Genomic DNA, 23,682 nt, shown 5'->3' with positions numbered 1-23,682 from the left:
TAAATGCGATCGGATAAATGTCTACAATAGAAACACTTTCAGCAGGAGATAATACCACGGCATCACAAAAGCACGAAATAGCCGATTTTTTGTTTCAACACCTGGATCAATACGGAGACCCAAAAGAGGACATCATGCGTTGTCTGGATTATGCATTGGACCAGTCCGATGAAAAAGGCGGCTTTGCTGTGCTGGCCAGGGAAGAAGGAAAAATAGTGGGCACCGCAGTGGTAAATAGAACCGGGATGTCTGGTTATATACCTGAAAATATTTTGGTGTACATTGCTGTAGATGCCTCCCAGAGAGGAAAAGGATTGGGTAAAAAACTCATGAAAACGGCCATCGATATGGCGAAAGGTGATATTGCACTTCACGTGGAACCGGATAATCCGGCCAGAATACTGTACGAAAAACTGGGATTTACTAGTAAATACCTGGAAATGAGACTGAAAAAATAATATGGCTTTCTTAAACCTTTATCGTAATAAACTTAGGGAAAATTTTGACTTCCTGAAAAAGGAATTTGATAGAAATGGGGTGTCATGGGGAGTGGTTTCAAAAGTTCTCTGCGGCAACCGAAAATACATAAAGGAGCTGATTGACATGGGCGCAGACGAAATTCATGACTCCCGAATTAGCAATCTGGCAAAGGTAAAGGAAATTAATCCCAACGTTCAAACCGTCTATATCAAGCCCCCATCCAAACGAAACCTGGCCGATATGGTCAAGTATGCAGACGTCAGCCTGAACAGCGAGTTAAATACGATCCGGTGGATCAGTGAGGAGGCTGTCAAACAAAATAAAAAGCATAAGATTATCATCATGGTGGAAACTGGAGACCTCCGGGAAGGAGTAATGGGAGATCACTTGTTAGACTTTTATGCCAAAGTATTTGAATTGCCCAATCTGGAAATTATTGGTTTGGGGACCAATCTTAATTGTCTCAATGGAGTTATGCCCTCTGCTGACAAATTGATCCAATTGTCCTTATACAAACAGATCATAGAATTGAAATTCAATAAAAAGATTCCTTGGGTGTCTGCCGGTACTTCCGTTACCATTCCGCTGATGCTTCACAAACAACTACCAAAAGGTGTCAATCATTTTCGCGTAGGAGAAACCTTGTATTTTGGAGTCGATCTTTTCGAAGAAAAAACCATCGAAGGCATGAATTCGGATGTTTTTGAACTCTTTGCAGAGATCATTGAAATGCAGGAAAAACCCTTGCTACCGTCCGGAAACCTGGCCAACAATCCGCAAGGTGAAATGGCAGATATTGATGAGTCTTTGTATGGAAAATCTTCCTTCAGGGCAATTCTGGATTTAGGTCTACTTGATGTAGATCCCAAATACATGATAGCTGATGATGGAGAATTTGAAATATTGGGAGCCAGTTCCGATATGCTTATCATCAACCTGGGAGAAAATCCGGAAAAATACAAAGTGGGAGATTTAATCAAATTCCGACTTAAATACATGGGAGCTTTGGCTATTCTTAACTCCAGTTACATCGAAAAACGGGTAGTTTGACCCGATTTCGCAGGAATCTGCCTTTCTGCAATAAAGTCCAGAGATGGAGTTTCCCTGGCATAGAAAAGATTCTAATTAACGTTTTTCCTTTTTTGGAATAAAATTGGTTTTCCTATCCGTTGAATAAACCAACTTTATACCTATCATGAGAAAAATTGGAATCGCAATCAAAGACTTCGATGCTGGAATGGTCGTCGGACTGGGTTACAACCCGCCAAAAGGACTGAATTTTCAGACGAGTTATGATTTTGGATTGGAACCTGTATTTGAAGGCTCAGGTACCGCTGTATATAACAGAGGCTTTAAAGTAGCTATAGGGATTAGTTTCTGATAACCGGATATAGATAGGGGGGAGGGCATGTTATTACAAGTTTTGAATACGATATATGTCCTCCATTTTGTACACGGGTGTCCCCCCGGAATAAGTGGTTGTGAGGGCTCCTAATGCACAGGCAAAGTCCAATATTTTTTCGGGCGATTCATTGGCCAGGTATCTAGACACAAAGCCAGCCAGAAAAGCATCTCCTGCACCTACCGTATCCTTAACCGTAACGGGATATCCGGGATGGCTGATAATTTCTCCATCCTGGTAAAGGACAGCCCCTTTGCTTCCCAGTGTAACACAAATGAGGTCAAAATCAAATAATTCGTTTAGCTTCTCCAAAGCTGCCTCCATTTTACTGGGGAGATCGTAAAAGTCTGCTAAAAGTGTGAGTTCCTCTTCGTTAATTTTCAGTATGTTAGCCTTAGTTAATAAATGTTCAATTAAATCTGCAGAATAAAATGGAGCCCTTAGGTTGATGTCGGCAATTTTTAATATTGGGAACTCCAGCAATTTATCAAGTGTCGCTTTACTTTCCTCACTTCTGGCAGCCAGTGTACCGAATATTAAAGCATCTGCATTTTTAAGTGCTTTTCCCATGTCTTCAGTCCATTGAATGTAATCCCAGGCAGCGGGTTTGACGATTTCATATCGGATATTTTCCTTGTCCTGATCGTTCACGATCACAGTTCCTGTGGGGTGGACAGGGTCTTTTTGTATGAAAGTATCCGAAAGACCGAAGTCCTTAACAAACGCCAGCAATTTATTTCCAAGCTTATCATCACCGATCCTGGAAATCATTTCGACATTCAATCCTAAATGGTGTAATTGGAGGGCTACGTTCATGGGAGCTCCCCCGGCTATGCTTTCTTTTGGAAAAATATCCCACAACATTTCTCCGTAACAAATGATTTTTTTAGGCATGTTCTTTACTAAAATCTTGTTGAATTTCTTCCAGGGACCTGCCTTTAGTTTCGGGCATTTTAAACTGCACCCACAAAAGCTGCAGTACCATCATCAGTGCAAAGAAACCGAAAATGACTACCGGGCCAAATTGATTGGCAAAGAACGGAAACACATTGGCTATCAGGGCAGCAAGAATCCAATGGGTAAAACTTCCGATGGATTGGCCATATGCTCGTATTTCGTTGGGAAAGATTTCGGATATAAATACCCATATCACCGCCCCTTGCCCAATGGCATGGGAGGCGATAAACATAAAAACAAAGATCGGTAAATAACTACTGCTGATCTGACCCCCCGAAAAAGAATATGCGATCAAAACCAAGGAAACGATGTATCCCAGGGATCCGGCGTACATGAGTTTTTTGCGACCTATCCGATCAATTAAAAATAAACCGAGCATGGTCGCTACCATATTAACCGCGCCGATACCTACGGTGGATAACAAAGCACTTTCAGCACTAATACCGGCCATTTCGAATATTCTGGGGGCAAAATAAATGATGGCGTTGATTCCGGATAGCTGATTAAACATTGCTATGAATATCGCTAATAGGGTTATCCGCAGGTATTTGGTGTGAAACAACGCAGAAAAACTTACTGTCAGCTTATTGAGCTTTTTCTCTTCCAGTGCTAGCCGTATGGCCTCGGTCACACCCTCCGGATCGGTCCGCTTCAAAATCCGTTCGGCATTTTCAAAGTCGTCTCGCTTAGCAATCAGCCACCGAGGACTCAACGGTACTTTAAGCACCAACAAGGTATAAATTAGGGCAGGAATGGCTTCTACGCCAAGCATCCAGCGCCAGCTCTCCACGGCTATGCTGAGGCCAATCAGGTAATTAGAAAGATAAGCGACCAGTATACCGAAAACCAAATTAAACTGAAACAAGGCCACCAGTTGCCCGCGGTTTTTCGCTGGGGAAATTTCGCTGATATACATGGGAGCAACCACAGAAGAGGCGCCAACCCCAATGCCACCAATAAAACGGAATACCATAAAGGAATAGACCTCTGGAGCCAGCGCAGAACCCAGTGCAGAGACAAAGTACAGGATACCAATTCCTATCAGGGATGATTTCCGCCCGTAACGGTCGGCAGGAATACCTCCAAACAAGGCACCGATAACCGTACCGTATAAGGCAATGGCCACCGCCATGCCGTGGCTCCAGTCACTCAGGGCCCAAACTTCCTGGATCTGTCTTTCAGCACCTGAAATAACGGCGGTATCGAAACCGAACAAAAATCCTCCCAAAGCCGCAACAACGGAAAGAAATAGTACATAACTGTTGATTTTCATAAAAGTAATCGCTAGGGACAATAACGTTTAAATCTAAACAGATATGTGCTTTTTAAAAAGAGAATCTGAAATTTATCTCAAAATTGAAAATTAAAAGGGAAGCTTTTCAGGAGGGGATACGTTGGTTTCTATTTACCAATAAATATCCGGTAGTAAAACTGGAGTTGCATCAGCATGTCGGACTTGATTCTTTTTTGTTGCTGATCATTTCCTTCCAGTTCAGAAAACGGGCTGACAACTAAAGTCGCCTCAATCCCAATGTCTGCATCTGATTTCAGGTCCTTGTAAATGCCTAGTCTGAAAGGAATATAGATTCCAGAGTCGGAAGCAGGATACGTTTCGGTCCTTCGGGAAGGATCGTTTAGTATCAATTTTTCATCAGTTCGTTGGGAATAAAAATAGCCCAGGCCTAATCCAGCGTACACCTTTACCAGGGAAGGTAGGTAACCGCTCTGATTGGGGTTGAAATGATAAATAGGCATGACATCGGCATAATAGATGTTTCCTTTGAAAGCATGCGGTAAATTAGACGCAGCTATTTTATCTATTTGTTCTGTATTATAAAAATCCCCGCTATTTACCATTTGCCAACCCAATGTTGCTTTTACATCAAAAAACGTTTCAATTTTTTTACTATAATCCAAACTCAAAACAGGAAGCACCTTAAATTTGAACTTGCTGTGTACGCCTGTATTGTCACCGTACATTTTAGCGGGGCCGATACCAATGCCAAGCCTGTCCGTCCTGTTATCCTGTCCAAAGGAAGGTACCGAAAAAAAGAACAGTATGCTGACAAATGGTAGTAGTATTGTTTTCATTCGACTATTGGCTTTAACTTGCAAGTTAGTAAAATCAATTCAATGTATAAAAGAATCTGTATTTGAAACCTAAAAATAGAATTCATGATTTTTTTTTAAGTGAGAATTCATTTTTCTTTAACCATTTATAGTTACGTAAATTGGTAGCATATGGATTGGAGTCATGGGTGGAAGCTGTGAAAAATTTTATTGTAACAAAAATTGAGTTGGAAATTGCAGTAAGGAACCAACACGTATGACAGACCGAATTTTTTTCTGATGGAGAATTTGAACATTCCAGCCGGCATTTCGCGTTGCCCGGATTTGGGGTAAAGGCACAAGAAAAGCTAAAGAGAGCCCGGGTTTTGGTGGTTGGATCTGGAGGACTGGGAAGCACATTGCTCTTGTACCTGGCTGCGGCAGGGGTCGGACAGACCGGGATTGTAGATTTCGAGCGGGTTGATCCTTCCAACCTTCACAGGCAGGTGCTTTTTGATGGATCCCAGATTGGCGAGGCCAGGGTACTGGCAGCAAAAAGAGGCTTGAAGGTATCAATCCTTTATACAGGTAAAAACATACGACCAGCGGCTGACTTCAGCCAATGCCCTGGAAATTATTCCCGATTAGGATGTGGTGGCTGACGGGACGGATAATTTCCCAACCCGTTACCTGGTAAATGATGCCTGCGTGTTAGCGGGGAAACCCAATGTGTATGGTTCGGTTTACCAATTCGAAGGACAGGTAGCGGTTTTTTAATTATCCGGATAAAAAGGGGAATATCGGGCCTAATTATCGGGATTTGTATCCCAGCCCTCCTCCGGCCGGATCAGTACCCAATTGTGCGGAAAGTGGCGGCTTGGGTGTACTTCCTGGAATAATTGGCAGCATGTAGGCCCTGGAGGTAATCAATATCCTAACGGGAGTAGGAGAAGTTACTAGTGGGAAAATCTTACTATTCGATGCGATGACGTTAGTCAGCAGGAGCTTCACCATCAAACGGAAACCCGAAAACCCCTTGAACGGGAATAAGCCATCCATCAAAAAATTGCTAGACTACGAAGCTTTCTGTGGGATTAACAAAGCATCCAAAGTGAAGCAGCTTTTGGTAGAAGCTTTTCATCTTTTAAAAACCCGTGGCGAAAATTTTCAGTTGATTGATGTGCGGGAACCCTATGAATATCAGCGTGCCAATCTAGGTGGGAAGTTGATACCTTTGTCACAAATTGATGAACAATCCGGCCAAATCGAAAGGAACAAAAAAGTGATCTTCCATTGTGAGATGGGTGCCCGGAGCGAGCAGGCGATAAAGCAACTGGAAGATAGGCACGGCTTCATCCATTTATTTAACCTACAGGGAGGTATCAAGGCCTATTTGGATAGATTCCCAAATGGCTAGTTTAGGAATCAATTATCGGTTTCTTCTTGTATCTCCTCTTCCTCAGGGTTGGATTTATCCAGGGGTTTGAAGTTGTCAGGGATGGCAGGATTGAGTTCCTCATCGTCTTTTTCATAAGGAAAAATCTCTACGATTGGACTTTCGCTCACTTCCGGCACATTAAAACTGACAAGCATGTTGTTCAGGCTTTCGTAGATTCGTTCGTATGCTTCCTTTACGTGGTGGGCAGTGACAAGCATGTACTGAGTTACCTTTTTTTCCTTGCCACTATCGGCATCTGCCACGATGTAGGTGATCTTGCATTTGTGCCAGACATCAATATCCTCGTAAAAAAACACATCAACAATATTGCTTTTGCCGATGCTTGTCACCTGAAAATCACCGCGGATGACGCTACCAAGCATATCGTAAATACGGGCTTCCGCCTCTGTGAAGGACACGGCATCTACCAGATACTGCTCGGATACATTTTTGAGCAAGCCCTGCTCGTTTTCTTTGGCATATTTTACTTTACACAAAAACCAGGTTCTCATAATTCGTTCGCTTCAGAATTGCTTTGGATCCACGAAGGTAAACCGAAATCCCTAAAACAAAAAAATGTTTTTTCAAATCGTTAGGAACGTCTCCCAATAAGGGAATCCTTTACTTTTTTGTCAAATGATTTCCTATTTTACAGCAGTTCTTGAAAAAACAGCTTATTTTGGTCCTTTTCAAACCGCCATTTGCCAGTGATGAATGTATCCGGAAATACCAGTAACGTATCGGCTGCCAATACTTTTGGCCTTTTTTTGGGGCCGATACTGTTTGCCGTATTTTTTGCCGGGGATTATGTTGCGATCTGGGCCCTAGATGACAGTGGTAGCGTACTTGCACTTGGAGTCTGGATGTTATGTTGGTGGGTGACGGAGGCCGTACCCATCCCCGTTACTGCCCTACTACCCATGATCCTACTACCTTTGATGGGAGTTTTCGAAATGAGTGAGGCTACGGCTCCTTATGCCAATCCAGTCATTTACTTGTTTATGGGAGGGTTCATCATTGCCCTGGCCATGGAGCGTAACAAATTGCACCTACGGATAGCATTAAACCTGATCAAGTTCACCGGTACCCGGCCGGATGGGATCATTTTGGGTTTTTACCTGGCCACACTTTTTCTCAGCATGTGGATCAGCAATACGGCTACGGCGGTGATGATGCTGCCCATTGCCCTTTCCATTTTGCAGTTAATTCAGTCTACAAATCCGGATCTGGCCGGGAAAAAGGGCTTTTCCAATTTTGCCTTTGCCCTGATGTTGGGGATTGCATATGCAGCCAATATTGGTGGGGTTATCACCATTATTGGCACTCCTCCCAATGTGGTTTTAGTTGGATACATGCAGGAATTGTACGGAGTTTCCCTAGATTTCAGCCGCTGGTTATTGATTGGTTTGCCAATAGGCCTCATTATGGGCCTGCTGATGTATATGCTATTGGTAAAGGTGGCTTACCCCAATAAACTGGGACATATTGCCGGGTCGGCGAAAGTCATACAGGACCAGCTGAATGCCCTGGGGCCAGTGAGTACTGCCGAAATACGGACCACAGGCGTGCTGGTAATGACAGCGCTACTCTGGATTTTCCGAAATCCCTTAAACAAGCTTTTGCCCAATGCTTTTTTAAACGATACCATCATTGCGATGATAGGGGGCGTTCTGGTATTTCTTATCCCAGCGTCACGGCTTGACGGAAGGAGGTTACTGGATTGGAAGAGCATGCAGCGGCTTCCCTGGGGAATTTTGCTGCTTTTTGGGGGAGGGATGTCTCTGGCTAAGGGCATGGAAGCAGCAGGGATCATTCAGGGAATAGGCGGCTACATTTCCGAAAATCAATGGTTTTCCGTAGCGGCACTGGTACTGGCATTGACAGCCGTTTCCTTGTTTCTAACCGAAGTGATGAGTAATGTTGCCCTGGTAACGATTTTCCTTCCGGTGGTCATGGGGATTGCCAATGGGCTGGGGGAGGAGGTTTTATTATTTGCCATACCGGTGACCATGGCCAGCAGTTTCGCCTTCATGCTTCCCATTTCCACACCTCCGAACGCCATTCTGTTCTCCAGCGGATTTATTGGCATGCGGGAAATGATAAAAGTGGGTATTGTTCTGAATTTGGTCGCCATACTGTTGCTGTGGATATCTGCGTACACACTTATTTATTGGGTTTATGTACGTTGAAGACCAGCATTTACGAAACGCCTCTGGTGTTCTAGGAAGTTGCCAGGCTTTCGGTTCGGAACTCGACACTTTCCAGTACCAGGCCTACGGAAGGGGCTTTAGGGCATAAGGGGCTTTTTTCTTTACTGTCCAAGGCTTTTTCAAGAGTTTCCAGGCTAAGCTCGCCGTTGCCAAGCATAAAAAGGGATGCCGCCATTCTTCTCACCTGATGCATCAGAAAACCTGCTCCCTTCACCCTGAATACCCAGGCATTTTCTGTTGGAAGCCACAGCAGGTCGTCCCCTGCCTGGAGGAGGACGGAATAGTCGATCTTCCGGACAAAGTTTTCTGTATTTTTTCCCTGGCTGCAAAAACGTCGAAAATCATGGTGCCCCTGGTAAAGGGCCGCTCCTTGTTCCATTAGGGAAAAATTCGGATTTTTTCCGGCGTAGGCCAGGGTAGTTGTCATGAAGGGATGGGGTTTTTCCCCATAACTAAAATAGTATCCGTACTGTTTGGAACATACATCCTGAATGATGTTGAAAGATGTAGGTACGGACTGACAACTGAGCAGCCGAATATCTGGAGGTAGGTATTCATTGGCAAGTGGCAGGAAGGAGGCCGTATCCAGCGGGTGTTTTAGAAAAAGTTCAAAGGCGCCCTGAAGGCAGGATACGCTGCTGTCCGTTCGACTGGCTCCCAAAAGGGTGAAATCTTCGTGGCCAAGTAGGTAGCGAAACCTTCGTTGCAGAGTGCCTTGTATGGTTTTTACTCCTTTTTGAACCTGCCAGCCATGGTAGCGCAGGCCCAGATACTGTATCCGAAATAGGTAGGTATAAGGACGGGATTGCATGGGGCAAAACTAGTGTAAGTGAGCAATAGGAGCAAACAGGTTGATTTAGTACTGAATGAGAAACTGACCTTTGCATCTATGGCAAAGAACCATATTCTCAATATCAAACTATTTTTATTACTCAAGAAAAATGATTTTATGCCGATATTAATAAGTCTCCATTTCCGGGTGAAAGGTATTAAGGTAATGGATTATTCCTCCTTTTAAATTATACAAATTGCTAAATCCAAATTGCTCTTCCAGTGCCCGGATAGCCTTTTCACTTCGGCCACCAACCTTGCAAAGAACAACAACCTTTTTATCCCTTTCGATTTTCTCCCCCTGCGAAATAATAGTACCTAAGGGGATCAATTCTCCTCCAATATTCGCAATCTCAAATTCGTGGGGTTCGCGTACATCGATCAATTGGAAGTCTTCTTCTTTTTCCAGGAGCTCCCTGAATTCCTCGGCCGAAATTTCCTTGATTTTGGATTCTATTTTGCCAACACTGCAAAATTCCTCATAATCAATCAATTCTTTGATGCTTGGGTTTTCCCCATTTAATGGATTACTCTTTTTCCTCCCAACTTTAAAAGTCCGGGATTGAAAACTTAAGGCATCGAAAGTGTATAACTTACCGCTGAGCACCTCGCCGATGCCTGTAATGACTTTCAACACTTCCAATGCCTGCAGACTACCGATGATTCCGGGCAATACTCCCAATACTCCACCTTCTGCACAACTCGGCACCAGCCCAGGAGGCGGTGGTGTTTCATACAAGTCGCGGTAGTTTGGTCCGAACACCCCATTTGCCTGATAATTGAAAACAGATACTTGGCCTTCAAACTGGTAAATGGAAGCATAAACATTGGTTTTGTTTGACAAGACACAGGCATCATTCACCAGGTATCTGGTAGGGAAATTATCCGTGCCATCTGCTACAAGGTCGTAGTCACCAATTAGCCGCATGGCGTTTTCTTTGGTGAACCTTTCATTATATACATTTATTTGGATATAGGGGTTGATCTCCAGAAGCCTTTTTTTAGCAGCCTCAACTTTCGGAATGCCTAACTCGGAAACCCCGAAGATTACTTGCCTGTGAAGATTACTATCCTCCACAACATCAAAATCCACTATGCCGAGGGTACCCACACCGGCAGCAGCCAGGTAAAGAAGAAGGGGACTACCAAGTCCTCCGGAACCGATGACCAGGACCTTGGATTTTTTTAGTTTTTTCTGTGCCTCCAGTCCGAATTCCGGGATGATGATGTGGCGATTGTATCGGGCCAATTCTCCCTTGGTAAAAGTGATGTCATCGATGCCTCCGGCTATAGCAGGAACGATACTTACCACACTTTCTTTTTTGACCTGAGTGTTTTCCATATCTAAATTCCGGATATCTTCCTCATCTACGAAAATATTAATAAACGAGGGGATTTTCCCATCCGGGGCATATAAATATCTTTTTAGTTCAGGAAATTTTATTGAAAGTTCTTCTAACAAACTTTTGATCGTTTGCGCTTCAATTTCTGTTTTGGCTGCATTAGCAGTAAACTTCCGTAAAGGGGTGGGAATAAATATGGTTGCCATAATTTTACTGGGTAATAATGTGTATTTTTTCTTCTAAAAATTGATTGGTATCGTTTAATCTCCAGGATTTGATTTCCGAAAAGCGAAGTTGTCGTAAGGAAATAATGACATAGGATACATTGGGAAATGCTGCTAAACGATCCGTTTCTGATGGAATGGCCGGCCAATCCAGGTGTGTGTGATAAATACCTATCAACGCTGTTTGGGTTTCTATGGAGAAAGCTTCCGTTCGTAAATAATCCTTTGGATCGATGACATAATGCTTGCTTCTGTTTTGGGTGCTGACATTTGCTACCGGCTTATAATGTAAGACGTTATTTTCATTTTCGGTAGTTTTGCCCAATAAAAAACCACAGGTCTCCTCCGGAATCGATTCGACCTCCTGTATTAGATTTTCGACCAGAGATGATGAAATACGAATCATAATCGGGCAACTAACGGGGTAATTCAAAAGGTTTCCGAGCTTCTTTTTCTAACCCGGTATTTGATAAGGACCGTTGCATTAAGGGAATCATGTCGCCAAAATCCGAAGGAGAGAGACCATCCTCTCGTAAGTGATTCTGATCCAGCCCCCACTTTAGAATCTCTTCGGTTTGTGAAGTAGGGACATGGGTCAGGGAATCTTCAAATAAGTTTTTTAATCCGCTCAGAAGAACTGTTTTTGCGTCTTGGTCTGTTGTTACGTTTTTTAGGTCGCTGATCAGGTTATGAAGCAGGAACCGAGAGGTGGGTACAAGGGATGAAATGATAATATCGTCAGCCTCGTTGACTTGCCGCTTTCGGTTTTCGTAGACATTGATCAAAAGGTTCAATTCGAGTGGATTTTTCCAGTCCAATTGTCCGCGGAAAAATTTCTCTCCATATCCCTTGGGATTCCCGGTAAAAATAATGGGAATTTTTCGTTTAAATTCCTGAATGTAGTAGAGGGCCAATTCAAGGCTTTCTACCGGCCATTCCAGGTTTTTTACCAATAAAAATCGAGCTATTCCTTTTTCTGAATGAATCAAGGCATTTAGCAATAACAGCGCTGCTTCGTTTACGTTTTGCGCGGTTACAAATTTACCCGGAGAATGGATCGGAATAAAATCTTCCTTTTCGGCATACTCCCGGATTTGCTCATCCATTAAACTGTTGTCTACTATATGGGTGAATCGCACCATACTGTAAATTTTCGAGCTGCTTTTAGAAAAGTCGTCCAGCATCATTTCACAAATCTTCTTCGTGGCAGCATATATTTCATTGGTAAGGTACCTACTCGCTTTACCAGTGGAAGAAAAGACGCACTGTTTCACGGACGGTGCTTTTTCGCAGGCATTTAGCACAGCTAACGTGCCTAAAACATTGGTTTTAATCGTATCCAGGATGGTTTTTTCAGCCAGTCCCGGATTTCGTTGAGCTGCGGTATGGAATACATAGGCTGGCTGATATTCTCTGAATAAATCTTCCAGTCCTTTTTCGTCCAGAATATCATGCTGTTTGAGTGTAATCCGGGAAGAGGCGGGCAATTCATACATGCTCTGCTCAGAGGTGACTTTATCTACTACTACAATTTTGGCCGGGTCATACTCCAAAAGGGAACGGACTAATGCAGATCCCACACATCCCAAACCACCTGTTACAAGTACAGTGGATTGATTCAGCATTTTGTGGATGGATTCGGTAGGAAGTGAAAGTGTTCTTTTTCTGGAAGAATACAGGGGATTACGTTCAAGTCTTCCCTGTTCGCGATACAAGGCGATAAGCTTATCCGTCAGACTGGTCAATACCGCGAGCTGGGTTTTGTCTGGAGTATTCGTTGAATGCTCCCAGATTTGTGTCATGATTCCAGTTTCCATAGTGTCTAACCAATTCAGCGCTAAATTCTCAAACGCATTTAACAATAGTTGAACTTCAAAAATGTATATTTAAAAAAAAATCATTTTACCGATGTAAAATTAATTTTATTTTCTTATCTACAAAAGCAATTGGCAGATATTTTTTTATCCCCGCCGTTCAAATATTAATTTATGAACAAACGATTTAGTGGGGTTAATATTTTTTTCTTCAATTTATCCGTATATTTCGTTCAAATTTTGAACGAATATGATTTTTACCGAAACGGAATTAAAAGGGGCCTTTATCCTGGATGTAGAGAAAATAGAGGACGAACGAGGTTTTTTTGGACGAACATTTTGCCAGAAGGAATTTGAAAAAAGAGGGCTTGAAACGCAAATTGCACAAGCCAATATGTCCTACAATAAAGAGAAGGGAACCGTGCGAGGGATGCATTACCAGGTAGCCCCGTATCAGGAGACCAAACTCGTAAAATGCACTTCAGGGTCTATCTATGATGTCATTATTGATCTCAGGGAAGATTCATCCACTTATGGGAAATGGATTGGTGTGGAACTATCAGAGGAAAACAACAGAATGCTGTATGTTCCGAAAAATTTTGCCCACGGTTTCATTACTTTAGAGGACAATACGTCCATTCAATACCTGGTTTCACAGTTTTATACCCCGGGGTCCGAAAGGGGAATCAAATGGGATGACCCGAAGTTTGGATTAAAGTGGCCCATTGAGGTGTCGGTTATTTCTGAAAAAGACAATTCTCACCCTTATTATACCTCCTGATTTTAGCTATGATACTTATAGATACTGCGCTTCAGAAACGTGAAGAAGAAAATAATCCCATCAGAGTAGGGATGATTGGTGCCGGTTTTATGGCGAAAGGAATTGCCATTCAGATGGAGTTGTACACCCCGGGAATGAAATTAGTGGCCATTGCTAACCGGACGGTACCAAAAGCCAGGGAAGTATTTCAAAATGCCGGGCATAACCAGACCGAAGAAGTAACTAACCTGAGTCAGTTGGAATCCGCACTAAGAGCCGATAAAAAGGCAATCAGCACGGATCCTTTATTGCTCTGTCAGGCAAGCGGCATTGATGCGATTATTGAAGTTACCGGAGCGGTAGAATTTGGAGCGAGGGTTGCACTGGAGGCTATTGATAATGGGAAACATCTGATCATGATGAACGCAGAAGCCGACGGAACATTCGGCCCCATATTAAAAGTTTATGCGGATAAAAAAGGCGTGATTTTTACCAACGCAGATGGAGATCAACCGGGGGTTACATTGAACCTTTATCGATATGTCAGGCAAATTGGACTTAAGCCGGTATTGTGCGGTAATATAAAGGGCCTGCATGACCCCTACCGTAACCCTACCACCCAGGAAGGATTTGCCAAAAAATGGAATCAAAACCCGGTCATGGTTACCTCTTTTGCAGATGGTAGCAAGATCTCATTTGAGCAAGCCATAACAGCCAATGCTACCGGAATGAAGGTTGCCAAAAGAGGCATGCATGGCCCTACAGTAGAAGGAGGGAAACATGTTCGGGACTGTTTGGATCAGTATCCAGCTGAAGATTTGCTCAAAGGAGATGGCATCGTTGATTATATCGTTGGAGCAAGTCCGGGACCCGGTGTTTTTGTCCTGGGTACCATGGACCATCCCATTCAAAAAACCTATCTTAATCTGTACAAAGTTGGAGAAGGTCCTTTTTATTGCTTTTACAATCCCTATCACTTGTGTCACTTTGAAGTTCCCATCACGGTGGCAAGAGCTGTTTTATTTCACGATGCAACCATTGCTCCTGTCAAACCCATGGTGGATGTAGTGGCTACTGCCAAGAAAGATCTCAAAAAGGGAGAAGTGCTGGATGGTATCGGCCAATACATGATGTACGGGCTATGTGAAAACATGCCGGTTTCCATGGAAGAGCGCTTGCTTCCACTTGGCTTGGCTGGAGGATGTGTGCTAAAAAGAGATGTTCCAAAAGATCAGGTGATTACTTACGATGACGTTCAGGTTCCTGAAGGAAGGATAAGTGACCGCCTTCGGGCAGAGCAGAATGCCTATTTTTTTCCAAAAGCATAAACCTCCCCTGGAAACATAAATCGGAAGTTTGACATTTGCAGTTCTCTGCCGAGGATACCTATGTCTTGGATGCTGATACCGGGAGCCAGGACAAATCCTGGTCCAGGATTCTTTTTTGTTGGAAACGATTCAAAACCTTTAGGCGGATCAGGCTCGATTCCCGAAAATGGGGATCATTAAAACCGATTCCTGAAAGCCCCTCCTGAAGGTCCTTTATGGTTCGTTCCAAGTTATATTGAGGCTGGAAATCAGGTGCCATTTGTTCGAACTTGCTAAAATTCACCCTGTAGGACCGCTTATCTGCAGGGGCATCTTCGTTTAAGGAAACTTGAGTTTCCGGAATTAATTTCTGGACTTCCAGGGCCACAGTTTTGATTTGGTGGTTCCAGGTATTACTTCCCACATTTACAGCTACGAAGGTTCCACCATTTTCCCTGGTCCGTATAGAAGCCCATTCGATGGCTCTTGACATGTCCTTTACATGTATCATGGCTCTCCAGGGAGTGCCGTCACTTAGTATATTGATCTTTTTTGAGGTAATAGCACCTGCTACAAAATCATTTAAAACCAGATCCAACCTAAGCCTCGGGCTAAACCCACAGGCGGTAGAAAACCTTAGGCAAGTGATCAGGAAATTTTCCTGGGCAAGGGCCTGCAGGTCCTTTTCAGCAAACACCTTCGAACGGGCATAGGCAGTCAGGGGGTTTAAAGTTGCTTCTTCGGTTTTGGGAAAATCGTCTGCAGCCCCATACATACTGCAGCTGGAAGCATAAACAAAATGTTTGACTCCTGCTTTCCTGGCCTTCTTTGCCAGGTTTATACAAGAGCGGAAATTGATCTCCAGGGTGATATCTTCAAAAGTTTTTCCCATAGGATCATTGGAAATGGCCGCAAGATTAATGACCACGTCGATCCCCTCCAAAAGTTCATCCGGAAAATGGCGAATGTCACCAAATACTTGTTTGTCGATCATGATTTCCGGCAAGGGGCCTGAAGTGGTTAGGCAATGAGAAAAATAGCCTATATCAAAACCAATGATCCGAGAATCCGGGTAGTTGTTTTTCAGGTGTTGTACCAAAACGGGACCGATGTATCCCATATTTCCAGCGATGAGTATGTTCATATTTTTCTTTTTATCAATAGATTACCAAACTTTCCAGGGAGCCTTCCCGGAAGACCAGAGTGTTTCCAGGTAATGTTTGTCACGAAGGGAATCCATGGCTTGCCAAAATCCGTGATGGACATAAGCGGACATTTCATTGGCGTTGGTTAGCTTTTCCATGGGTTCTCGCTCCCATACTGTTTCATCATTTTCAATCAGATCAAAAACAGATGGATCTAATACAAAAAAACCACCGTTGATCATGGCACCTTCGGTACCGTCTCCTTGAGGTTTCTCTCTGAATTGTTGGATACGTGTTCCCTCAGACGTTAGTACGAAAGCTCCAAATCTACCAGGTTGTCGGACGGCTGTAAGCGTGGCTGCTGCCCCCTCTTTTTCATGAAATTTTATACTCTCGCGGATATTGACATCTGATACCCCATCCCCGTAGGTCATGCAAAAGGTTTCATTTCCTATGTACTCCTTTACGCGTTTTAAACGTCCCCCGGTCATGGTTTCCAGACCCGTATCAACCAAGGTTATCTTCCAGGGTGTGGCATGCTGGCGATGGATTTTTACTTCGTTCGTTTTCAGGTCTACTGTATAATCAGAATGCATGAGGTGGTAATTGATAAAGTACTCCTTGATGACATGGCCTTTGTATCCACAGCAAATGATAAACTCATTTATGCCGTGATGGGCGTACATCTTCATGATGTGCCATAATATGGGCTTATCTCCAATTTCCACCATGGGTTTTGGGCGAACTGCACTTTCTTCACTAATCCTTGTGCCGTAGCCACCGGCTAAAATAACTACCTTCATATATTATTTATGGTTTATTGTAAACATAAAGTCGAATAATTTCCGGGAAAGAGAGGGATAGGTTGAAGATTTCATCTTTTTAGACGGATTTTTTTTTATACGTAGCCAACAGTACCTTTTCGAGATGGGCAGCAAAAATTTCGGAGTTGAATTTGGTTTCAAATAGTTGGCGGGAGTTTTCGCTCATTTTTACCCAGCAGGACTTTTTGCTGGCAAAGATTGTTAATTGGTTCTTCCAGTCCTGAACGTCGTACATACCTACGTATTTGCCAATCCCCTCTTTTTCAATATCCAAATTCAAACAGGGGTTGCGCGTCATGATCACCGGTTTGCTGAAGGATACCACATCCTGCAAGCTGGTCATTCCCTGACAGCCTTCTTTATGCTCTGGGTATTTAAGAGGGATTAAAATGGCGATGGATTTTTGATAAAAGGGAATCAGGTCGTAGGATCTCGTAACCTCCCAATTAACAGTTACATTTGGAGGGATATCCAGTGTTTTTGGGATGGATTTCGGGGTACAGAATATCCATAGTTTATAATCCAGCCCCCTAAAAGCTTCAATCAGGGTCTCAAAGTCCCTGTCCGTATGTCCAGCGCTAATAAAATATTCACAGGATTCAAAGGGGAGGGGATTCCTACTAAATTTGTCGAGGTAGGTTATATCCGGACCCCACTGGGCAAGGCTGAATTTTTTCTTAGCGTCTTTTTCTGAAATGTTTAACAGGGAAATGGTTTTTTTCATGAGCGGCTCGCTCAAAAAAATGCAGGCATCGTAATTAAGAATATAAAACCTGGAAAGAGAACGATACAAGGGGTTTTCATTTTTACCTTGCCAAAAAGGTTGGTGAATGGTGACCACAATGGGTTTTTTAAATAATCCCAAAACCTTTAATAATAACAATAATTTGGTGTTGGATTTGGAGTAGGGAGAATACAGGATGTCGAATTTTTTGAGGCTGCCTAAGAGGCGGATTTGCTGGTCCAGATGTCCAATACCAAAGAATTTCCCTATTTTATTGATAAGGGGGTGTTTTTCATGGGGAAAGATGGTCATGTCCACCTTGCCCATTTTATCCAATTCTACTTTTCCCCAAACATGATGGCTTCCGCTCAATCCCTTTTTCCAGAGAGAATAGGCATTTTCCATCGAGTAACTGTTAATTAAAAAAACACGAGGCTTCATCCAAATCCAAAAATATCGTTGAAATTTATTCCTGCAAAATAAAGGAATTTTTGTTCTTTCCGAAATAGTAGGATTAAGTTTTTTGATTAGGTAATTTCGAAAAAGGAGTGTTGTTGTAAATTGTAAAATAATTGGAAGTAGGAGTGTGAATGGTTCTGGATTTGGGAATTGCGGAAATGAGCTTTTCCAGGTTGATAATCATAGTGTTATAAAGTTAAATAGTTGCCTGATTATTCCGTTAGATTTATACTCGCACAAAAAAGCCATTATTCTCCAGAAACAAAACTACGGATCTTTTCTGCCGTTTTCTTTCCAAGACCAGGCACCTGGCAGAGGGTTTTGGTGTCCGCACCTATCACTGCTTCGATAGTGCTAAAATATTCTAACAGCTTGGAAGCCCTTACCGCTCCTGTATTGGGGAGCCCCTGCAGAAACCACAGCTGCCTTTTCCTTATTCTTTTGGGTTTGAAACCCGATTTACGGACAAAGGGATGAGCCTGTTCTCGCTGGCCTGCTAACATACCTAACATGTCAGCACTGTCTTTCTTATCCACTGAATATACTATTGGAATTTGCCAGGAGGCGATGACGGACAACAAGGCCCCCTTTACGGCGGCCTCGCTGATTCCGCGGGATGTTTGCAAGGGGTTTCCTTCGAGGAGCATCAAAGGACGCATGCCGGTCTTTATCAAACGGGAGCATTGGTCAAAAAGCCTATTGGAAATCAGAGATTGCAGAAAATCCTTCGCTGATTTTCGCTCCACAATTAGTTCGTCGTTAATTATATAATCACCAGTTCCCAGTTGAGATAGATCGATAGCATATCCTTTTTGGATTAAAAGCTTCGGTATTCCGGATGGGCTCTCACGGTAATCTGCAGTAATGTGGGTCATTTGTGTCACTACCAATAGATAGATATTCCATGCTAAATATCGAAAAAAAAGACCCAACAAAAAATACCGGAATCGGGGTATTTTTTGTTGGGTTTTTATGGTAAGGAGTGTTTTCTTGCTGCCAGGTTCTCCATAGAAACGAGGCATTTTCTTTAGGAATCATTTTCGGCATGCGCTTAGCCACCCTAGAAGAAAGCTCTTATTCCCTGCTTTCAAAAAACTCCACCCAACCCTCTTCAAACGATTGACGCGTGCCCCGGCTCCATTCCCTGGAATGGAAATAGGCTTTTACCAGTTGGTTTATCGGGTCGATGGCTGCGTTTTCCAACTCATAGGGTGTTTTCATGTCCAGTCCTAGCCATTGTCGATAGGAACGGTATTTTGGGTGCTTTTTGTCATCGATCGCATCACAAAAATCCTGGTATCCCCAAGGCCCACCCACATTTTCAGGCGGACCCTTGCCAACGGCATCCAGGCAAATGGGAAATCCCTTAAAGTTCTGTACCTCCTGTTGGGTAGCCTTTAAAAGGCTGATCTTATGCCACCAGTCATCCCCCAAATCATACCGGTACCAAAGGTTTTTTCTACCCAGCATTTCCATAAAGTCTCTTTTAAGCAGGATCCTGTGGGCTTCAAACTCATTCGGTGGCAGTTACGCGTAAGAATCGATTTCTCCAAAGCTGGCAATAAGCTTAGATCGTTGGCGGGTGTCTACAAATTGAAAAAGGTGACTAAATGTCCAGCCCATCGCAATCTGAATCACTGCATGGAGTTGCATCATGTTGATGTAGTCGGGAACCAACAGTTTTCTGTGCACTCTATGAGGCATGTTCTCAAGCTGAATTCCGAGTTTGATGGGTTTTAGACCAATACTGGAAGCCATAGAATAATTAAGTTATCGTAACTAACGCTTGCAAGATAGCCGAAAACTCAAAATTTTCTGCCAAATTTGAAAAGATGAGTAATACGGAGTGGCATCTATGCCTTCCTGCCTGACAAATGCCTACACATGCTGATCAATTAGAATCGTATTGCCATCCGGGTCGGTTAGGACGATGTTGGCAGGTCCGTCAGAAGCACTTTCTGTTTCCCGGTCCAATGGGACTCCCTGTGCCTTTAGCCTTGCCTGGATGTCCCTTATGTCATCAAAATCTTCCAGTTTCTTTGCGTCTGTATCCCAACCGGGATTAAAAGTCAGGAGATTGCCTTCAAACATTCCCTCAAACAACCCAATTAGGCTGTCTTCATTTTTCATGATGAGGTATTTCTTTTCCAGGGCTCCGGCAAATACGATAAACCCCAACTTTTCATAGAATTGTTTGGAAGCCTTGATGTCCTTGACACTTAGACTGACAGAAAATGCGCCTAGTTTCATTATTTCGTGTTTAGGTTTCTGATTTTATTATCCTGTTCTTTTACGGGTTTTTATATGGTAAGGGTAAAGATTGAAAAAAAGATGGATGAAAATAGATTGAAAAAGATTGGAGAAAAGAGATTGGATAAGATTGAAAAAGAAGCTCGATCTGCCTTTCAATCTCCCCACCCCCCCCCCAAAAAAAAAATCCCGTCACCTAGCGGAAACCCTTTTACGCATATGCGAGAGAATTTTCAGCAGTTCGAGGCTTTCTTGATGAAGATCTTTTACCTCTTCTGTGATTAAAACGCCGGATGTAATCATCAGGTCGAGCCACATTTCGGTTTCATCCGTTTCTTCTATGACAATACTTAATTTGCTGAAAAACTCCGCCTTGGACCGGGCTCTCATTGCCGCCCTGTAGTTGGCATACATGGAAGTTCCGGATTTTGTCACCTGGTAATTGATCACATTCGCCCGGGTTGTTTTTGGAAATTTTTCAGATAAAGCCAATATGCTAAGTGCAAATCGTCTAAGCCGCTCCCTGATTTCGATTTTATATTTGATCCAGTTGTTGTTTTCCACCTTAACGGAATTGAGGTTTACTGACTTGAGATTGATTAAGGTTGACAAAGATTGACAAAGATTGACTAAGATTGAACAAGATTGAATAAGATTGAAAAAGTGAAAAATGCCCCCAATCTCTCTCAATCTCTCTCAATCTCCTTCAATCTCCCCTCAATCTCCCTCAATCTCCCTCAATCTCTCATCAATCTCCCCTCAATCTCCCTAAGGCCGGATAATCGTACCGTCAAATTTCCTTACCGTCCAGTTGGAGCGAGTATGCATGGGGTGTTTTTTGGCCAGGTCTTCGTTAATGTCCACGCCCAGACCCGGTGCCTCATTTACCCACATATAGCCGTCTTTCATGGTTGGAGAACCTGGAAATATTTCCCGGGATAGGTCGGAAATACGAGCCGCTTCCTGGATCCCAAAATTCCAAACAGCGAGGTCAATGTGGGCATTGGCAGCATGACCGACCGGAGAAACATCTCCTGGACCATGCCAAGCGGTCTTTACCCCGTAAAATTCCCCCAGCCGCGCCACCTTCATGGCCGGGCTGATTCCTCCGATTTGCGAAATATGGATGCGGATGTAATCAAATAGCCTGTTGGTAATGGGCTCCTTAAACTCGTTGATGTTGTTAAAGAGTTCGCCCATGGCCAGCGGGACTGTCGTAGCTTCGCGCAGGGCTTCAAACCACTCCATCTGCTCTGGAGAAAAAGGATCCTCAATAAAAAAAGGATGGTAAGGCTCGGTGCTTTTGACTACCCGGATGGCATCCATGGGTTCCAGTCGCTCGTGAATATCGTGCAGCAATTCTACCTCCTCCCCACATTGGCGGCGAACGGTTTCAAACAGGACGGGTACGTCACGTATGTATTTGCCCTGATCCATGTACTGGTCGCTTTCCCGCCCATAACTTTGTTTTTTGAAATCCGGCTCCCCGGTAAGCCCGGTTCCGCCATAGCCTCCCTGTTGTATGCGCACGTAGCGGTACCCTTCCTCCATGTATCCGGATACCTGATCGGCAGCGGCTTCCGGGGTGTTGCCGCTGGCATGAGTGTAACAAGGAATGGCAAAGCGGGATTTTCCTCCGAGAAGTTGGTAAACAGGCATATTGGCCCGCTTGCCTTTGATGTCCCAAAGTGCCTGATCCAGACCACTGATGGCATTGTTCAATACAGGACCATTGCGCCAATAAGAACTGACAAATGCCGATTGCCACATATCTTCGATGTTATCGACGTCTTTTCCTATGCAGAAATCCTGCAGGTATTTTTCAATAGCCGTGATCACGGCAAAGGCCCGTTGGGTAAAGGTCGCACAACCCAGCCCATAGAGACCAGGTTCGGAGGTCTCCACTTTTACTACGATGAGGTTGGATCCGCTGGGGGCTGTGCCAATGGCGCGTACATTGGTGATTTTTAACGACGGAAGACCGTTTAAATAGGCTGGTTTTTCGTTTTCTGTCCGGGCGGCTGCCTCCGGATACAATCCCAGAAGCCCTGCGGCCGATCCAAGTCCCAGCCCTTTGAGTAATTTTCTTCGGGTAGTGTTTGTTTGAAGCATGATGTTGATGGGTTTATTCAATTAAATTAGGATGCAGTTGTTTTTGAGCTGGTTAAATCACCAGTCCACCACGGATCCATCTCGGGGATCGTAGGTTTCGGGGTTGGTCCAGTCGTGTCCGATTTTATCTGCCAGCGCATCTTCATCTAACTCGATGCCCAGTCCTGGTCTCTGAGGAAGTAAAACCGTGCCGTCGGATTCAAGTTTAAACGGTTCTTTCAGGTATCCTTCGCCAAGGGAAACCTGCTCCTGAACCAGGAAGTTGGGAATACTGGCGGCCAATTGAATCCCGGTAGCCAGTGAAATGGGGCCCATGGGATTATGCGGGGCAATGGCAGCGTAATAGGCTTCAGCCATTCCAGCAATCAACCGGCCTTCCGTAAGGCCGCCGGCATGGCATAGGTCTGGCTGGAGGACGCTTGCAGCACCTTTTTCCAGGATTTCCCGAAAGCCCCATTTGGTGAATATCCGTTCCCCCGTTGCGATGGGTAAATGGGTGCTTCGGGCAATATCTACCAGCACGTCTACATTTTGGGCTTGGCAAGGCTCCTCGATAAACATGGGCTGGTAGGGTTCAAGGGCTTTGATCAGAACCTTGGCTGTTTGCGGCGAAATCGCCCCGTGAAAATCAATACCGATGTCCATCTCTGGACCTCCAGCTTCTCTGAGGGCCGCAAAATTCTCTGTTGCATAGTCGATAAAAGCGGGGTTTTCCACCATTCGGGCTGCTTGCTTTTTTGCTACGCCGGTTTTGATTACGGTATAGCCTTCCGCTTTCCGTTTTTTCATGTCTTCGGGACTTGAGGCCCTTCCGTATATGCGTACCCGGTCCCGGGTGGGACCTCCGAATAGTTCGTAAACCGGAATGCCCAGCAATTTCCCTTTAATATCCCAGAGCGCCTGATCGATGCCGCTCAAGGCCGAAGTCAGGATGGGCCCACCCCTGTAAAAAGCATGCCGGTAAATGGCCTGCCAGTGGTGCACAACCTGTCGGGGATCTTTTCCGATTAGGTAGGGTTCAATTTCTTTAATGGCTGTTTGAATGGTTAGCGCCCTCCCTTCCAGCAGGGGTTCTCCCAAACCGGTAACGCCCGCATCCGTATGGATTTTCAGGAATATCCATCGGGGTTTGACCAGAAAGGTTTCCAATTTAGTAATCCTTACCTCATTTTTTCGCAGGTTATGTGGATCGGGCTGTTGCGCATAGGAGGAAAGGGGAATCATCAGGCCGGTTCCGGCCAATCCAAGAACAGATTGAATGGCTGCCCTGCGGGAAAGGGATTTGGAATCCTTGCTATTGGTTTTCTTGGGTGGAGATTTCATAGAATAAGGAAATTTTGGGTTAGGGGTTCA

At 44.1% G+C, this 23,682-nt stretch carries 25 protein-coding genes and 1 pseudogene; 9 read left to right on the top strand and 17 right to left on the bottom strand.

Features of this window, described 5'->3' with window-relative positions; genetic code table 11:
• The first annotated feature begins 17 nt into the window (after positions 1-17).
• The 3 genes from GKS34_RS11050 (at position 18) to GKS34_RS11040 (ending at position 1,861) form a co-directional block, all read left to right on the top strand.
• The gene (locus GKS34_RS11050; protein ID WP_163384872.1) at positions 18-458 is read left to right on the top strand and encodes a GNAT family N-acetyltransferase; all 441 of its coding nucleotides are present in this window, start codon (positions 18-20) and stop codon (positions 456-458) included.
• A 1-nt stretch (position 459) separates the two neighbouring features.
• The gene (locus GKS34_RS11045) at positions 460-1,530 is read left to right on the top strand and encodes an alanine racemase (RefSeq protein ID WP_163384871.1); all 1,071 of its coding nucleotides are present in this window, start codon (positions 460-462) and stop codon (positions 1,528-1,530) included.
• Positions 1,531-1,675: 145 nt separating this feature from the next.
• Positions 1,676-1,861 carry a hypothetical protein gene (locus tag GKS34_RS11040; protein WP_163384870.1) on the top strand — a complete coding sequence of 62 codons (186 nt, stop codon included), beginning with the start codon at positions 1,676-1,678 and terminating at the stop codon, positions 1,859-1,861.
• 33 nt (positions 1,862-1,894) lie between these two features.
• Here GKS34_RS11040 and GKS34_RS11035 read toward each other — a convergent pair whose 3' ends face one another.
• The 3 genes from GKS34_RS11035 to GKS34_RS11025 all read right to left on the bottom strand — a co-directional run bounded on the left by GKS34_RS11035 (position 1,895) and on the right by GKS34_RS11025 (position 4,930).
• Entirely contained in the window at positions 1,895-2,776 is an 882-nt protein-coding gene (locus GKS34_RS11035) for a carbohydrate kinase family protein (protein WP_163384869.1), read from the bottom strand.
• Entirely contained in the window at positions 2,769-4,112 is a 1,344-nt protein-coding gene (locus tag GKS34_RS11030) for a sugar porter family MFS transporter (protein ID WP_163384868.1), read from the bottom strand. Before GKS34_RS11030 ends, GKS34_RS11035 begins: the two co-directional genes overlap by 8 nt.
• Before the next feature lie 128 nt (positions 4,113-4,240).
• Complete coding sequence (locus GKS34_RS11025) at positions 4,241-4,930, bottom strand: hypothetical protein (protein WP_163384867.1); 690 nt, start codon at positions 4,928-4,930, stop codon at positions 4,241-4,243.
• A gap of 293 nt (positions 4,931-5,223) precedes the next feature.
• Between GKS34_RS11025 and GKS34_RS23425 the strand changes: the two genes are divergently transcribed.
• The 3 genes from GKS34_RS23425 to GKS34_RS23420 all read left to right on the top strand — a co-directional run bounded on the left by GKS34_RS23425 (position 5,224) and on the right by GKS34_RS23420 (position 6,305).
• Positions 5,224-5,550, top strand: coding sequence for a HesA/MoeB/ThiF family protein (locus GKS34_RS23425; RefSeq protein ID WP_262888563.1), 327 nt, complete (start codon positions 5,224-5,226; stop codon positions 5,548-5,550).
• Positions 5,540-5,665 carry a ThiF family adenylyltransferase gene (locus GKS34_RS23680; RefSeq protein ID WP_317167975.1) on the top strand — a complete coding sequence of 42 codons (126 nt, stop codon included), beginning with the start codon at positions 5,540-5,542 and terminating at the stop codon, positions 5,663-5,665. The genes GKS34_RS23425 and GKS34_RS23680 overlap by 11 nt, the downstream gene beginning before the upstream one ends.
• A gap of 208 nt (positions 5,666-5,873) precedes the next feature.
• Positions 5,874-6,305, top strand: a complete 432-nt coding sequence (locus GKS34_RS23420) for a rhodanese-like domain-containing protein (RefSeq protein WP_240459275.1) — start codon at positions 5,874-5,876, stop codon at positions 6,303-6,305.
• Positions 6,306-6,313: 8 nt separating this feature from the next.
• Here the strand turns inward: GKS34_RS23420 and GKS34_RS11015 are convergent, their stop codons facing one another.
• A complete protein-coding gene (locus GKS34_RS11015; protein WP_163384866.1) occupies positions 6,314-6,838 on the bottom strand; it encodes a DUF4494 domain-containing protein in 525 nt (174 codons plus the stop codon).
• Positions 6,839-7,036: 198 nt separating this feature from the next.
• Here GKS34_RS11015 and GKS34_RS11010 point away from each other — a divergent pair, with 198 nt between their 5' ends.
• A complete protein-coding gene (locus tag GKS34_RS11010; RefSeq protein WP_163384865.1) occupies positions 7,037-8,515 on the top strand; it encodes an SLC13 family permease in 1,479 nt (492 codons plus the stop codon).
• Between the two features lie 31 nt (positions 8,516-8,546).
• Here the strand turns inward: GKS34_RS11010 and GKS34_RS11005 are convergent, their stop codons facing one another.
• The 4 genes from GKS34_RS11005 to GKS34_RS10990 all read right to left on the bottom strand — a co-directional run bounded on the left by GKS34_RS11005 (position 8,547) and on the right by GKS34_RS10990 (position 12,736).
• A complete protein-coding gene (locus GKS34_RS11005) occupies positions 8,547-9,347 on the bottom strand; it encodes a tRNA pseudouridine synthase A (RefSeq protein WP_163384864.1) in 801 nt (266 codons plus the stop codon).
• Between the two features lie 147 nt (positions 9,348-9,494).
• Positions 9,495-10,916: a molybdopterin-synthase adenylyltransferase MoeB gene (gene moeB / locus GKS34_RS11000; RefSeq protein WP_205602058.1), complete on the bottom strand. Its 1,422-nt coding sequence runs from the start codon at positions 10,914-10,916 to the stop codon at positions 9,495-9,497.
• A 4-nt stretch (positions 10,917-10,920) separates the two neighbouring features.
• Positions 10,921-11,340, bottom strand: a complete 420-nt coding sequence (locus tag GKS34_RS10995; protein WP_163384863.1) for a M67 family metallopeptidase — start codon at positions 11,338-11,340, stop codon at positions 10,921-10,923.
• A gap of 10 nt (positions 11,341-11,350) precedes the next feature.
• Positions 11,351-12,736 (bottom strand): polysaccharide biosynthesis protein, encoded by a 1,386-nt coding sequence (locus tag GKS34_RS10990; RefSeq protein WP_240459274.1) that lies wholly within the window; start codon positions 12,734-12,736, stop codon positions 11,351-11,353.
• Between the two features lie 262 nt (positions 12,737-12,998).
• Between GKS34_RS10990 and rfbC the strand changes: the two genes are divergently transcribed.
• On the top strand, positions 12,999-13,529 hold the full coding sequence (gene rfbC / locus GKS34_RS10985; RefSeq protein WP_163384861.1) for a dTDP-4-dehydrorhamnose 3,5-epimerase: 531 nt from the start codon (positions 12,999-13,001) through the stop codon (positions 13,527-13,529).
• 8 nt (positions 13,530-13,537) lie between these two features.
• Positions 13,538-14,836 (top strand): NAD(P)H-dependent oxidoreductase, encoded by a 1,299-nt coding sequence (locus GKS34_RS10980; protein WP_163384860.1) that lies wholly within the window; start codon positions 13,538-13,540, stop codon positions 14,834-14,836.
• Positions 14,837-14,894: 58 nt separating this feature from the next.
• On the opposite strand, the gene GKS34_RS10975 is transcribed toward GKS34_RS10980, so the two are convergent.
• The 9 genes and pseudogenes from GKS34_RS10975 to dgoD all read right to left on the bottom strand — a co-directional run bounded on the left by GKS34_RS10975 (position 14,895) and on the right by dgoD (position 23,652).
• Positions 14,895-15,959 carry an NAD-dependent epimerase/dehydratase family protein gene (locus GKS34_RS10975; RefSeq protein WP_163384859.1) on the bottom strand — a complete coding sequence of 355 codons (1,065 nt, stop codon included), beginning with the start codon at positions 15,957-15,959 and terminating at the stop codon, positions 14,895-14,897.
• A gap of 21 nt (positions 15,960-15,980) precedes the next feature.
• Complete coding sequence (gene rfbF, locus GKS34_RS10970) at positions 15,981-16,763, bottom strand: glucose-1-phosphate cytidylyltransferase (protein WP_163384858.1); 783 nt, start codon at positions 16,761-16,763, stop codon at positions 15,981-15,983.
• 79 nt (positions 16,764-16,842) lie between these two features.
• A complete protein-coding gene (locus tag GKS34_RS10965; protein ID WP_240459273.1) occupies positions 16,843-17,913 on the bottom strand; it encodes a glycosyltransferase family protein in 1,071 nt (356 codons plus the stop codon).
• Between the two features lie 302 nt (positions 17,914-18,215).
• The gene (locus GKS34_RS10960; RefSeq protein ID WP_163384856.1) at positions 18,216-18,989 is read right to left on the bottom strand and encodes an ERCC4 domain-containing protein; all 774 of its coding nucleotides are present in this window, start codon (positions 18,987-18,989) and stop codon (positions 18,216-18,218) included.
• Positions 18,990-19,041: 52 nt separating this feature from the next.
• A pseudogene (locus GKS34_RS23415) lies at positions 19,042-19,725 on the bottom strand (plasmid pRiA4b ORF-3 family protein).
• A 120-nt stretch (positions 19,726-19,845) separates the two neighbouring features.
• A complete protein-coding gene (locus GKS34_RS10945; RefSeq protein ID WP_163384853.1) occupies positions 19,846-20,217 on the bottom strand; it encodes a VOC family protein in 372 nt (123 codons plus the stop codon).
• A 192-nt stretch (positions 20,218-20,409) separates the two neighbouring features.
• Entirely contained in the window at positions 20,410-20,829 is a 420-nt protein-coding gene (locus tag GKS34_RS10940; protein ID WP_163384852.1) for a four helix bundle protein, read from the bottom strand.
• Between the two features lie 156 nt (positions 20,830-20,985).
• On the bottom strand, positions 20,986-22,329 hold the full coding sequence (locus GKS34_RS10935) for an enolase C-terminal domain-like protein (RefSeq protein WP_163384851.1): 1,344 nt from the start codon (positions 22,327-22,329) through the stop codon (positions 20,986-20,988).
• A gap of 57 nt (positions 22,330-22,386) precedes the next feature.
• Positions 22,387-23,652, bottom strand: coding sequence for a galactonate dehydratase (dgoD, locus tag GKS34_RS10930; RefSeq protein WP_163384850.1), 1,266 nt, complete (start codon positions 23,650-23,652; stop codon positions 22,387-22,389).
• Positions 23,653-23,682 lie beyond the last annotated feature (30 nt).

The organism is Cyclobacterium jeungdonense, from assembly GCF_010994275.1.
Taxonomy (GTDB): Bacteria; Bacteroidota; Bacteroidia; order Cytophagales; family Cyclobacteriaceae; genus Cyclobacterium; species Cyclobacterium jeungdonense.
This window is presented reverse-complemented; position numbering and strand designations above follow the sequence as displayed.